Source organism: Tropicimonas sp., assembly GCF_047971885.1.
Lineage (GTDB): Bacteria > Pseudomonadota > Alphaproteobacteria > Rhodobacterales > Rhodobacteraceae > Tropicimonas.
Window position 1 is genome coordinate 1 of record NZ_JBKEAE010000163.1, and the last position, 11,051, is coordinate 11,051.

General features: G+C 66.6%; 11 protein-coding genes. 8 read left to right on the forward strand and 3 right to left on the reverse strand.

Annotation, left to right across the window (positions count from 1 at the left end; genetic code table 11):
* Nucleotides 1-143 precede the first annotated feature (143 nt).
* The 4 genes from ACK5IR_RS13755 to ACK5IR_RS13770 are packed head-to-tail and all read left to right on the forward strand — an operon-like array spanning nucleotide 144 to nucleotide 4,497.
* Nucleotides 144-1,211, forward strand: coding sequence for an ABC transporter permease (locus tag ACK5IR_RS13755; protein ID WP_416929753.1), 1,068 nt, complete (start codon nucleotides 144-146; stop codon nucleotides 1,209-1,211).
* A complete protein-coding gene (locus ACK5IR_RS13760; protein ID WP_416929754.1) occupies nucleotides 1,211-2,152 on the forward strand; it encodes an ABC transporter permease in 942 nt (313 codons plus the stop codon). Before ACK5IR_RS13755 ends, ACK5IR_RS13760 begins: the two co-directional genes overlap by 1 nt.
* 28 nt (nucleotides 2,153-2,180) lie before the next feature.
* The gene (locus ACK5IR_RS13765) at nucleotides 2,181-3,452 is read left to right on the forward strand and encodes an amidohydrolase family protein (protein WP_416929744.1); all 1,272 of its coding nucleotides are present in this window, start codon (nucleotides 2,181-2,183) and stop codon (nucleotides 3,450-3,452) included.
* 7 nt (nucleotides 3,453-3,459) lie between these two features.
* The gene (locus ACK5IR_RS13770; protein ID WP_416929745.1) at nucleotides 3,460-4,497 is read left to right on the forward strand and encodes a Gfo/Idh/MocA family protein; all 1,038 of its coding nucleotides are present in this window, start codon (nucleotides 3,460-3,462) and stop codon (nucleotides 4,495-4,497) included.
* A 262-nt stretch (nucleotides 4,498-4,759) separates the two neighbouring features.
* Here the strand turns inward: ACK5IR_RS13770 and ACK5IR_RS13775 are convergent, their stop codons facing one another.
* Nucleotides 4,760-5,041: a hypothetical protein gene (locus tag ACK5IR_RS13775; RefSeq protein WP_416929746.1), complete on the reverse strand. Its 282-nt coding sequence runs from the start codon at nucleotides 5,039-5,041 to the stop codon at nucleotides 4,760-4,762.
* Complete coding sequence (locus ACK5IR_RS13780; RefSeq protein WP_416929747.1) at nucleotides 5,038-7,839, reverse strand: glutamine-synthetase adenylyltransferase; 2,802 nt, start codon at nucleotides 7,837-7,839, stop codon at nucleotides 5,038-5,040. Before ACK5IR_RS13780 ends, ACK5IR_RS13775 begins: the two co-directional genes overlap by 4 nt.
* A 200-nt stretch (nucleotides 7,840-8,039) precedes the next feature.
* Between ACK5IR_RS13780 and ACK5IR_RS13785 the strand changes: the two genes are divergently transcribed.
* From ACK5IR_RS13785 to ACK5IR_RS13800, 4 genes are all read left to right on the forward strand, one after another.
* Complete coding sequence (locus tag ACK5IR_RS13785; RefSeq protein WP_416929748.1) at nucleotides 8,040-8,513, forward strand: YbaK/EbsC family protein; 474 nt, start codon at nucleotides 8,040-8,042, stop codon at nucleotides 8,511-8,513.
* 201 nt (nucleotides 8,514-8,714) lie between these two features.
* Nucleotides 8,715-9,131: a DUF2852 domain-containing protein gene (locus tag ACK5IR_RS13790; RefSeq protein ID WP_416929749.1), complete on the forward strand. Its 417-nt coding sequence runs from the start codon at nucleotides 8,715-8,717 to the stop codon at nucleotides 9,129-9,131.
* Nucleotides 9,132-9,218: 87 nt separating this feature from the next.
* On the forward strand, nucleotides 9,219-9,671 hold the full coding sequence (locus tag ACK5IR_RS13795) for an RDD family protein (RefSeq protein ID WP_416929750.1): 453 nt from the start codon (nucleotides 9,219-9,221) through the stop codon (nucleotides 9,669-9,671).
* Nucleotides 9,672-9,750: 79 nt separating this feature from the next.
* A complete protein-coding gene (locus ACK5IR_RS13800) occupies nucleotides 9,751-10,593 on the forward strand; it encodes an arginyltransferase (protein WP_416929751.1) in 843 nt (280 codons plus the stop codon).
* A gap of 6 nt (nucleotides 10,594-10,599) precedes the next feature.
* Here the strand turns inward: ACK5IR_RS13800 and ACK5IR_RS13805 are convergent.
* A partial coding sequence (locus ACK5IR_RS13805; protein ID WP_416929752.1) for an LrgB family protein occupies nucleotides 10,600-11,051 on the reverse strand: 452 nt, incomplete at its 5' end.

Below are 11,051 nucleotides of genomic sequence, written 5' to 3' on the forward strand. Positions count from 1 at the left end.
GGCGTCATCCTGATTTCGGAGGACCTCGACGAAGTGCTCGCCCTCGCCGACCGCATCCTGGTCATGCACGGTGGCCAGCTTACCGAAACCGCCAGCCGCGACCGGTCGGATATCGGGCGGCTCATGGCAGGACAGGCCGCATGATGGAAATCTCTCCGCGCGAAGCGCCATCGCGATGGCTGACCGCCGGCGTTCCGCTGCTGGCGGCGCTGGCCGCGCTGGCGCTGGCCGCCATTCCGCTCGCATTTGCCGGCGCGCCGATCCTCGAAGCCTACCGGCAGATGTTCGCCGGGGTGTTCGGTTCGGTCTTTTCCTTCACCGAAATGCTAACCCGCGCCACCCCGCTTGTCTTCACCGGGCTTGCCGCGGCAATCGCCTTTCGCGCCCGCCTGTGGAATATCGGCGCCGAGGGGCAGCTTTACCTCGGCGCGATGGCTGCGGTCTGGATAGGCTCGGGTCTGATCGACGGGCCGGCGCTGCTGATGATCCCGCTGGTGTTGCTGGCCGGTTTCATCGCCGGCGGGCTGGGCATGCTTGGCCCGGCCGTGCTGCGCACCCGGTTCGGCGCCGACGAGGTGGTGACCTCGCTTCTGCTCAACTTCATCATCCTGATCTTCGTCCAGATGATGCTGGAAGGACCGCTGAAAGACCCGATGAGCCTCGGCTGGCCGCAATCCGAGCCGATGACCGATGCCGCGACCCTGCCCAGACTGATGGGCAAGATGCGCCTGCATGCGGGGTTCCTGCTGGCGATCGGCACCGCCATCGTCGCCCATGTCGTCATGGCGATGACGGTATGGGGCCTGAAGATACGGGCAACCGGCGAAAACGCCGCCGCAGCGCGCCATGCCGGCATTCCCGTCCGGCGCCTGCTGCTGGCGGTGGCCTTCGTTTCGGGCGGACTGGCGGGGCTGGCCGGCGTAAGCGAGGTGGCCGGGCTCAAGGGCTATCTCACCACCGACCTGTCGCCGGGCTTCGGCTATACCGGGATCGTGGTGGCGATGCTCGCCGGGCTTTCGCCGCTGGGGGTCGTGCTTGCCGCGCTCTATATCGCCAGCGTCTTTGTCGGAACCGACAGCATGAGCCGGGCGCTCGGCGTTTCCAGCTTCCTTGCCGATCTTACGGTTTCGATGTCGCTGATCTGCGTCCTTCTCGGCGGGTTCTTCTCGCGGTTCCGTCTTCGCCGCATCCGGCCGGAGGCCGCCGCATGATGGATATCCTGCAGATATTCCTGTCGGAAAGCTTCTGGGCCGCCAGCCTGCGCATCGCCACGCCGCTGATCTTCGGCGTTCTCGGCGCCCTTCTGTGCGAACGTTCGGGCGTTCTGAACCTGGGGATCGAGGGGATTTTCGTCGCCGGCGCCATGATGGGCTGGCTTGTCGCCTATCTGACCGGCAGCCTGTGGCTGGGCGTTCTGGCCGCCGCGCTGAGCGGCGCCCTGTTCGGGCTGTTCCACGCGATCCTGACGGTGCCGCTGGGGCTTTCGCAGCATGTCTCGGGGCTCGGCATCACCATGTTCGCCACCGCGCTGATGTCGTTTTCCTATCGCACGATCTTTCCGCAGGTCGCCTCTCCGCCGCGGATCGCGCCGTTCCGGGCGCTCGACATCCCGCTGCTGTCCGATCTTCCGTTTCTCGGCCCGGTCCTGTTCCAGCAGACGGCCTTTACCTGGCTCGCCCTGCTGATGGTGGTGCTGGTCTGGTGGGCGATGGACCGCACCGCGCTCGGCGTGGCGATCAAGGCGGTGGGAGACAATCCCGAGGCGGTGAATGCGCAGGGGCTTTCGGTGATCCGGCTGCGCATGGGGGCGGTGATTGCCGGATCGGCCCTGATGGCGCTTGGCGGGGCGTTCCTGACCATGTCTGCCTTCGATGCGTTCTTCTTCGGCATGGTCAACGGGCGGGGCTGGATCTGCATCGCGCTGGTGATCTTTGCCGGCTGGCAGCCGGGCAAGGCGCTGCTGGGGGCGATGCTCTTCGGCATGTTCGACGCGCTTCAGGTGCGGCTGCAGACCGAGGCCGGCGCGCTGATCCCCGGTCAGGTCTTCCTGATGATGCCCTACGTGCTGTCGATCATCGCCCTTGTCGTCGCGGCGCGAAAGGCCGACTATCCGCGCGCCCTGCTCCAGCCATGGTTCAAGGGGCAGCGATAATACCCGATCAAGCAACTGGAATCCTGCCATGTTCGACCTGCTGGTAAAGAACGCCAACCTGCCCGACGGAACCCGGGGGGTGGATATAGCCTGCGCCGGCGGCACCATCCGCGCCGTCGAGCGCGGCATCGGCGCCGAAGCCGCACGAGTGATCGATGCCAGCGGGCGGCTGGTCACCCCGCCCTTCGTCGATCCGCATTTCCACATGGACGCGGCGCTTTCGCTCGGGCGGCCACGGATGAACGTTTCGGGCACCTTGCTCGAAGGCATCGCGCTCTGGGGCGAACTGAAGCGGATCCAGACGGTTGACGAGATCGTCGAACGCGCACTGGCCTATTGCGACATTGCCGTGTCGATGGGCATCGGCGCCGTCCGCAGCCATGTCGATACCTGCGACGACAGCCTGACCGGGGTTCAGGCCCTGCTGGAAGTGCGCGGGAAGGTCCGCGATTACCTCGACCTGCAACTTGTCGCCTTCCCGCAGGACGGCGTTTTCCGCGATCCGACGGCGATGGAAAACACCGTCCGCGCGCTCGACATGGGGGTCGATGTGGTGGGCGGCATTCCGCATTTCGAACGCAGCATGGCCGATGGCGCCGCTTCGGTTCGCGCATTGTGCGAGATCGCCGCCGAACGCGGGCTGATGGTCGACATGCACTGCGACGAAAGCGACGATCCGATGTCGCGCCATGTCGAGACGCTGGCGTACGAGACGCAGCGGCTGGGCCTTCAGGGGCGGGTCGCCGGCTCGCACCTGACCTCCATGCACTCGATGGACAATTACTATGTCTCGAAGCTGATCGCGCTGATGGCCGAAAGCGAATTGCGCGTCATTCCCAACCCGCTGATCAACATCATGCTCCAGGGCCGGCACGACAGCTATCCCAAACGGCGCGGCCAGACGCGGGTGCGCGAGTTGCGCGATGCGGGAATGCTGGTCGGGTTTGGTTCCGATTGCGTCAGGGATCCGTGGTATTCGCTCGGCCGGGCCGACATGCTCGATGTCGCGGCGATGGGGCTGCATGTCGGGCAGCTTTCCAGCCGCGAGGACATGCGCTGGTGTTTCGATGCGGTGACGGTCAATTCGGCCGCGATAATGGGGCTGGAAAACTATGGTCTGTCCGTGGGATGCGAGGCGAATTTCGTGTTGCTTCAGGCACCCGGCACGATCGAGGCGATCCGCCTGCGCGCCACCCGGCTGGCCGTTGTCCGCAAGGGCAAGGTGATCGCCGAGACGCCCGCCTCGGTCACGACGCTGTCGCTGCACCATCGCCCCGCCGTGCTCGACCCCGGTGCGTGAGGCAACCATGACCATCCGTCCGATCCGTTTCGCCATCGTCGGCCTCGGCATGGCATCGCGCCCACATCTCGAATCGCTCGCCGACCTGCGCGGAGAGATCGAGGTATCGGGCCTCTTCGACCGCAACGACTGGAAGGTCGCGGCAGCCTGCGCGGCGCATGGCTTTCCCGCTTTCGACAGTTTCGACGCCGTGGTGGACGACCCTGGCACCGACGCGGTGATCGTGCTGACACCACCGAACACGCGCACCGGGCCGATCCGGCGCCTTGCCGAAGCCGGCAAACACGTGCTGTGCGAAAAGCCGCTCGAACGGACGCCGGAAGCGGCGGCCGAGATCGTGCGGATATGCGAGGGCTGCGGTGTCAGGCTCAACGTGGTCTTCCAGCACCGTTACCGGCCGGGGGCGATCGCGCTCAGGCGTGCCATGGATGCCGGTGATCTGGGTGAGATCGCCTGCGTGCGGGCCAACCTGCCGTGGTGGCGCCCGCAATCCTATTACGACACGCCCGGGCGCGGGACACGCGACAAGGACGGCGGCGGCGTGCTGCTGACGCAGGCGATCCACCAGCTTGACCTGATGCTCAGCCTGATCGGCCCGGTAGACGAGGTGCGGGCATTCGCCGCCACCAGCAAACTGCACCAGATGGAATGCGAGGATTTCGTCACCGCAGGGTTCCGCACCCGGGACGGGGTGCCGGGGTCGATCGTCGCCACCACGGCGGGGTATCCGGGAGCGACCGAAAGCCTGATCATCGACGGCACGCGCGCCAGCGCAAGGTTGGTCGGCGGGCACCTGACCGTCGCTCCGCAGGATGGCGCACCGGTCGCCTTCGGCGACGAGGGGCTGACCGGCGGCGGCGCGGATCCGATGGCCTTCACTTGCGATTGGCACCGCGACCTGATCGCCGATTTCGCCCGGTCGATCCGCGAAGACACCCCCGCCCCGATCAGCGGACGCGACGCGCTCAAGGTTCAGCGGCTGATCGACGCACTGATACGATCCGCCAGCGAAGGCCGGACGATCCGCCTCGATACCGGCCGCTGACCATCGCGCTCATGCGCAACCGGGTTCGCTCACACCACCCGACCGTCAAAAGAAAACCCGCCATGCTGCACGGTGAGAGCAGTGATTGCACATGAACAGAAGTCGGACACCATGCGTTCAGCCACCGACCTTCGCTGTGCCATCCACGGACGGCGGCTTTGCGGGCGAGGCCGCCGTTCGGGTAGCGACCCCGGCCCGGGACAAGGGGCGTCAGCCCCGCCGGGACGGCCTTCATCCGGGCTGAACCGACTGCCCGGGGCGCCTACCGCGCCCCATTTCGGTTTATGCGTCCATCTCTGCCGCCCCGACGCCCCTTGATGCGGGGCTCGGCGAGTCCCTCGCGCAGGACCCGGCTCATCGGGTGATCGGGTGCCGGCTCGGCGTGACGCGCGATCAGCACCCGCAACGCCTGTGCCGAATCGGTTTCCGCCGGCAGCGACAGCGCCCAGTCGACAAAGATCGACCGGCATTCGACCTCGCCGATACCTTCGATGAGATACGCTTCACGGATCAGCGCCTTGGGGTCGTTGCCGTCACCCTTCATTCCATGCCCTCCTGGACGAATTGCCGCCGGTCTAGGGCCGCATCGATGATCCGGGCGGCCCCGGCGCGACGGCGGGTCAGTTCGGAAACCAGCGCGTCGATATCCTCCATCCCCGTTTCGCGCGCCAGTACCTCGCGCGCGCCCTGCCCCAGCGTCCGGGGGTCGAGCGGCCCGTCGACCAGCAGCCGCCCGACCGACTGGACCGACCGGGCGAGCCGGTAGGTGCGGGTAAGAAACTCGGCCTCCTCACGGGAGAGCCACCCCAGCCTGGCGGCGGCCTGAAGCTGCGGCGCGGTGCGGCGGGCACGGGCGCGGGCCAGAAGCGCGCCGGCCTGTGCAAGCAATTCGATATCCTGCAAGCCGCCCGGTCCGCGTTTGACATCGAGCGGCCCGCGCTGCGCCTTCGCCTCGGCCAGACGCTCGCGCATGTCGCGCACATCGGACAGGATTTTCCCGGCATCGCGCGGCGCGGCAAGTACCGACAACCGGATGGTCTCGATCGCGTCCGCGATCTCGGGATTGCCGGCAATCGTGCGCGCCCTTGTCAGGGCCAGATGCTCCCATGTCCAGGCTTCGGCGTGCTGATAGCTGTCGAACGAGGACAGCGAAGTCGCCACCGGCCCCTGCCGGCCGGAGGGGCGCAGCCGCATGTCCACCTCGTAGAGCCGCCCCTCGGCGGTGGGGGCGGTCAGCGCGGTCAGTATCGCCTTGGTCAGGCGCGAATAATAGGTTGCCACCGGCAGGGGGCGTGGCCCCTCGGATACCTCGGCATCGCCGGCATCGTAGATCATGATCAGGTCAAGATCCGACCGCGAGTTGATCCAGCCCGCCCCGAGCGAGCCCATGCCGACCGTCACGCCGCCCCGCCCCGGCATCCGGCCATGCTTTCCGGCGAAGTTCTCGATCACCGCCGGCAGCAGCGCGGCCAGTACCGCCTCGGCCAGATCGGCGTATTGCCGGCCCGCCTCGGCCGAGTCGACGATTCCGCGCAGGTGATGGACCCCGATACGAAAGTGCCATTCCTTCATCCAGCGCCGCGCGGTGTCCAGACGCTGTTCGAAGTCGGCCGCCTGATCCAGCCGCTGCCCAAGCTCGGTGGCAAGGCCGATCTTGCCCGGCCAGGCCTCGAAGAAACTGCCACCGATAAAGGCGTCCAGCACCTGCGAATTGCGCGAAAGGTAGCTTGCCAGCGCCGGAGCGGTCGACGCGATATCGACGATCAGCGCGCGCAGGTTCGGATTGGCCTCGAACATCGAGAAAAGCTGCACCCCGGCGGGCAGCCCAGCGAGAAAGCCGTCGAACGCAAGCAGCGCCTCGTCGGGTCTGGGAGCGGCATTGAGGCGGGCCAGCAGGTCGGGCTTCAGCCGCTCGAATATCCGCTGCGCCCGTCCCGACCGCAAGGCCGGGTAATGCCGCCAGCGGGCGACGATCTCGGGTTCGTCCTCGGGTGCCGGCTGCTCGGCGCCCCTGACGCCGGGGGCAAAGAAACTGTCGGCCGCGCGGCGCACCGCGTTCAGGCGTTCGGAAAGCTGGCTGCGGAACCGCCCGGTATCGCCTTCGCCACACATGCGGGCGATACGGTCGAACCCTTCGGCGCTGGTCGGCAGCAGATGGGTGCGCGCATCCTCGACCATCTGCACCCGGTGTTCGATTTCACGCAGGAAACGGTAGTGGCCGGAAAACTCGTCGGCCAGCCCCTGCGGAACCCAGCCCCGCGCCGCAAGCTGCGCCAGTGCCGGCACCGTGCCGCGCAGGCGCAGCGAGGGGTCGCGCCCTCCGGCGATCAGTTGGCGGGTCTGGGTGAAGAACTCGATCTCCCTGATGCCGCCGGGACCGAGCTTGAGATTGCGCCCCTCGAGCTCGCAGGCATTGTGAAGACCCTTGTGTTCCTTGATCTTCAGCCGCATGTCGTGCGCGTCCTGGATGGCGGCAAAATCCAGATGGCGACGCCAGATGAAGGGGCGAAGCCGGTCGAGATAGGCCTCACCCGCGGCAAGATCGCCCGCCGCCGGCCGCGCCTTGATATGGGCCGCCCGCTCCCATGTGCGGCCGACCGATTCGTAGTAGCGTTCCGCCGCCTCCATCGACAGGCAGACCGGCGTCACCGAGGGATCGGGGCGCAGGCGCAGGTCGGTGCGCCAGACATAGCCATCACCGGTCATGTCGCTGAGCAGCGCCGACATGCGGCGCGTCGCCTTGACAAACCCCGCCCGGACCTCGTGATAAGCGTCCTCCTGATAACGGCTTTCGTCGAACAGGCAGATCAGGTCGATGTCCGAGGAATAGTTCAGTTCCCGCGCGCCCATCTTGCCCATGGCAAGCGCCACCATGCCACCGGCAACCGGCAGGTCCCCCTCGGTCTGGCCTGGGAACCTGCCCCGGCGCAGCTCGCTTTCCAGCACCGATTTCATCGCGATATCTACCGACAGGTCGGCGAAATCGGTCAGCCCGCCGGTGACCTGCTCAAGCGTCCATACCCCGGCCAGATCGACCAGACCGACATAGAGCGCAACACGCCCCTTGGTCCGGCGCAGCGCGGTCCTGACCTCGGGTGGGGCAAGCGGGCGAAGCGCCTCGAACAGGCCGGGCAACACCGCCGACGGCTCCTGCGCCAGCGCTGTTTCGAGCCATTCCGCCTCGCGCGTCATCAGGCCGCGCAGATAGGGGCTGCACCCGGCAGCGCCGGCAAGAACCTCGCGCAGTTCCGGGGCCAGCGCGGCAAAGCTGCCCGACACCTCGGCACCGGCCTGGGAATCGTAGGGGATGGGGGTTCGGCGGATCGCGGATGCAAAGCTCATGGCAGGTTGATGGCCTGCCGGCGGGACACGGTCAATACGGCCGGTGTCCGACGGGCCGGTGCGGCCCGGCCGCTGGTCCTGGCTGAAGACATTCCGCCACCCCCACCGCTTCCGGATCTCGGAATCCTCCATCCTCCTCCTTGCCATTTACGCGACCTTTGCCGAAATTGCCCCCATTCGCCAGCGGAGAACAGGTCGTCATGAGCAAGAGCTTGAAACGGGTGAAGGCGGCGCTCGCAGCTGCCGGCGTGGAACACGAACTGCGCGAGATGCCCGACAGCACGCGCACCGCCCGGCAGGCCGCCGACGCGGTGGGCTGTGAACTCGAGCAGATCGCGAAATCGATCGTCGTCGAGGGCGAAACCTCGGGTACGCTCACGCTTTTCATCACGGCGGGCGGCAACCGGGTCTGCACCGCCAGGATCGCCGACCTGCTGGGCGAGCCGACCCACCCCGCCAGCGGCACCCGGGTACGTGAGATCACCGGCTTTGCCATCGGTGGCGTCGCCCCCGTCGGGCACAAGGCACCGATCCGCAGCTATTTCGACCCGCGGCTCGGCACCTTCGATCAGATCTGGGCCGCGGCGGGCACTCCACGCCATGTCTTTCGCATCTCGCCGGACCGGCTACGCGAAATCTCGGGTGCGATCGAGGCCGATTTCATCGAAACCTGACCGCCCGTGGTGGCCGGAATCCGATGAGCCACGCACCTGCGGGGACCGGCTGGATAGCGATATTCCCGCGTCCTCCATGCATTGCGTGGCGTAATGCAAAAATGTAAAAAACATTCACATTACCTCTTGAAGCCCCCGCGCACCTGCCCCATCTTCGATAATGTGAAACGCATTCACATTGTTCGAAACGAGGAGCAAACGATGAATACCGCACATGCCGCCAGCCCTTCCTGGTTCGCCCGGGCCGAGGGATGGCTCGACGATCGCGGGAAGGGAGCCTGGATCGCCGTGACGATCCTGGGTTTCATCTTCTTCTGGCCGGTCGGTCTGGCCATTCTCGCCTATATGATCTGGAGCAAACGCATGTTCAACGGAAGCTGCCGCCGCGCGCGGCACCAAAGATACCGCGACGCCACCCGGCCCAGCGGCAACAGCGCCTTCGACGCCTACAAGACCGCTACCCTGCGGCGTCTCGAAGAAGAGCAGGAAGCCTTCGATGCCTTCCTCAAGCGCCTGCGCGAGGCAAAGGACAAGCAGGAATTCGACGCCTTCATGGATGACCGCGCCCGCACGGCGAAATCCTCGGGCGGCGAAACCCTCGAGGCCGAGCAGGCCTGACCGGCGCCCACACCCGGGGCTCCTTGAACGGGCGGCGCGCAACACCCACGTTGCGCGCCATCGTCCATGAACCGAGAGGCGGAAACGATGAGCGACATTTCCAACAACGTCTGGGGCCTGCCCGACCCCAACCTGGCGCCCGAGCTTTATGCCGATGTTCCGGCCAAGCGGGCGCTGGCATGGGTGGTCGATGCGTTGCTGATCTTTCTGCTGACGCTGCTGATCCTGCCGTTCACGGCATTTACCGCAGTGTTCTTCTATCCGCTGCTGTGGGTCACCGTCAGTTTCTTCTACAGGGTGCTCACCATCTCGGGGGGTTCCGCCACCTGGGGGATGCGCCTGATGGCGGTCGAGCTGCGGAACATGCGCGGCGAACGTTTCGGTTTCGGCGAGGCGTTTCTGCACACCCTGCTCTATTCGGTCTTCTTCTCGTTCCTGGTGCCGCAGATCGTCTCGATGGTGCTGATTCTGACCACCGAACGCCACCAGGGGCTGCACGATCTGATCCTGGGGAGCGCCGCGCTGAATTCGCGCCGGTGACGATACCCGACGGGGGTTGGCGGAACACGCAACCCCTGTTACCGTCTGGCCCGTAACCAGACGTATTTCCGCCGACCAGATGCACCACACCCTTCCCATCGCACCGCAGTTCTACGTGACCGCGCCGCAGCCGTGCCCCTATCTGGCAGCCCGGATGGAACGGAAGCTGTTTACCGCGTTGCAGGGGGACCATGCCGGGCTCCTGAACGATGCGCTTTCCAAGCAGGGGTTCCGGCGCTCGCAGAATGTGCTTTACCGCCCGTCCTGCGCCGAATGCACCGCGTGCCTGTCGGCGCGTATTCGTGTCGAGAGCTTCGCGCCGGCGAAAAGCCAGCGCCGCACCCTGCGCCGGAATATCGGGATGACGCGCGAGGCTACATCGCCCTGGGCGACCGAGCAGCAATACGCGCTGTTCCGACGCTACCTCGATTCGCGCCACGCCGATGGCGGCATGGCCGACATGGACATCTTCGAATTCGCCGCCATGGTCGAGGAAACGCCGGTCCGCACACGGATCGTCGAATACCGCAACGCCGAACTGGCAGTGGCCGAAGGCTTCGACAGCGATCTTGTCGCCGTCTGCCTGACCGATGTGCTCGATGACGGGCTCAGCATGGTTTACAGCTTCTACGAGCCCGGCCTGGCGCGGCTGTCGCTCGGAACCTATATCATCCTCGATCATGTCGAGATCGCCCGCGGTGCCGGTCTTCCCTATGTCTATCTGGGCTACTGGGTGCCGGGCAGCGCCAAGATGGGCTACAAGGCCGGTTTCGACTCGCTCGAAATCTACAAGTCCGGCCGCTGGCAGCCGATCGGCGACCCTGCCGACCACGATGGCGAGACCCACCCGCTTTCGGTCGATCCCATCGCCGAGCAGGTGGCGCGCATCACGCTTCCCGATACCCGCCCGACACGGGGCTGAACCGCATCAGGCGCCGAACAGCAGCGCCCAGAGTATCGGCAACATCAGCGCCGTGGCCATCGCATTCAGCCCCATGGCAAGCCCGGAAAACGCACCTGCGGTATCGTTGACCTGAAGCGCGCGGGCGGTGCCGATGCCGTGGCTTGCCGTGCCCACCGCCAGACCGCGCGCGCTCCAGTCGCGCACCCCGACAAGGTTCAGCACCATCGGCCCCAGCATGGCGCCGAAGATGCCGGTGATGATGACCAGCACCGCCGTCAGCGAGGGCAGGCCGCCCAGTTCCTCGGAAATCGCCATGGCGACAGGCGCGGTGACGGATTTGGGCGCGACCGAGGCGAGGATATCCGGCGCCGCACCAAGCAACCACGCGAGACCCACCGCCGACCGGATCGCCGGGCGCGCCCCGGCAACCAGGCTCGCCGGGATGGCCAGCGCGGCCCGGCGCACCCGGGGCGCCT

Coding starts and splice junctions, on each gene's coding strand:
- ACK5IR_RS13775 (WP_416929746.1), bottom strand. CDS start 5,041: ATGAAGGGTGACGGCAACGACCCCAAGGCGCTGATCCGTGAAGCGTAT.
- ACK5IR_RS13755 (WP_416929753.1), top strand. CDS start 144: ATGGAAATCTCTCCGCGCGAAGCGCCATCGCGATGGCTGACCGCCGGC.
- ACK5IR_RS13760 (WP_416929754.1), top strand. CDS start 1,211: ATGGATATCCTGCAGATATTCCTGTCGGAAAGCTTCTGGGCCGCCAGC.
- ACK5IR_RS13780 (WP_416929747.1), bottom strand. CDS start 7,839: ATGAGCTTTGCATCCGCGATCCGCCGAACCCCCATCCCCTACGATTCC.
- ACK5IR_RS13800 (WP_416929751.1), top strand. CDS start 9,751: ATGCACCACACCCTTCCCATCGCACCGCAGTTCTACGTGACCGCGCCG.
- ACK5IR_RS13785 (WP_416929748.1), top strand. CDS start 8,040: ATGAGCAAGAGCTTGAAACGGGTGAAGGCGGCGCTCGCAGCTGCCGGC.
- ACK5IR_RS13765 (WP_416929744.1), top strand. CDS start 2,181: ATGTTCGACCTGCTGGTAAAGAACGCCAACCTGCCCGACGGAACCCGG.
- ACK5IR_RS13795 (WP_416929750.1), top strand. CDS start 9,219: ATGAGCGACATTTCCAACAACGTCTGGGGCCTGCCCGACCCCAACCTG.
- ACK5IR_RS13790 (WP_416929749.1), top strand. CDS start 8,715: ATGAATACCGCACATGCCGCCAGCCCTTCCTGGTTCGCCCGGGCCGAG.
- ACK5IR_RS13770 (WP_416929745.1), top strand. CDS start 3,460: ATGACCATCCGTCCGATCCGTTTCGCCATCGTCGGCCTCGGCATGGCA.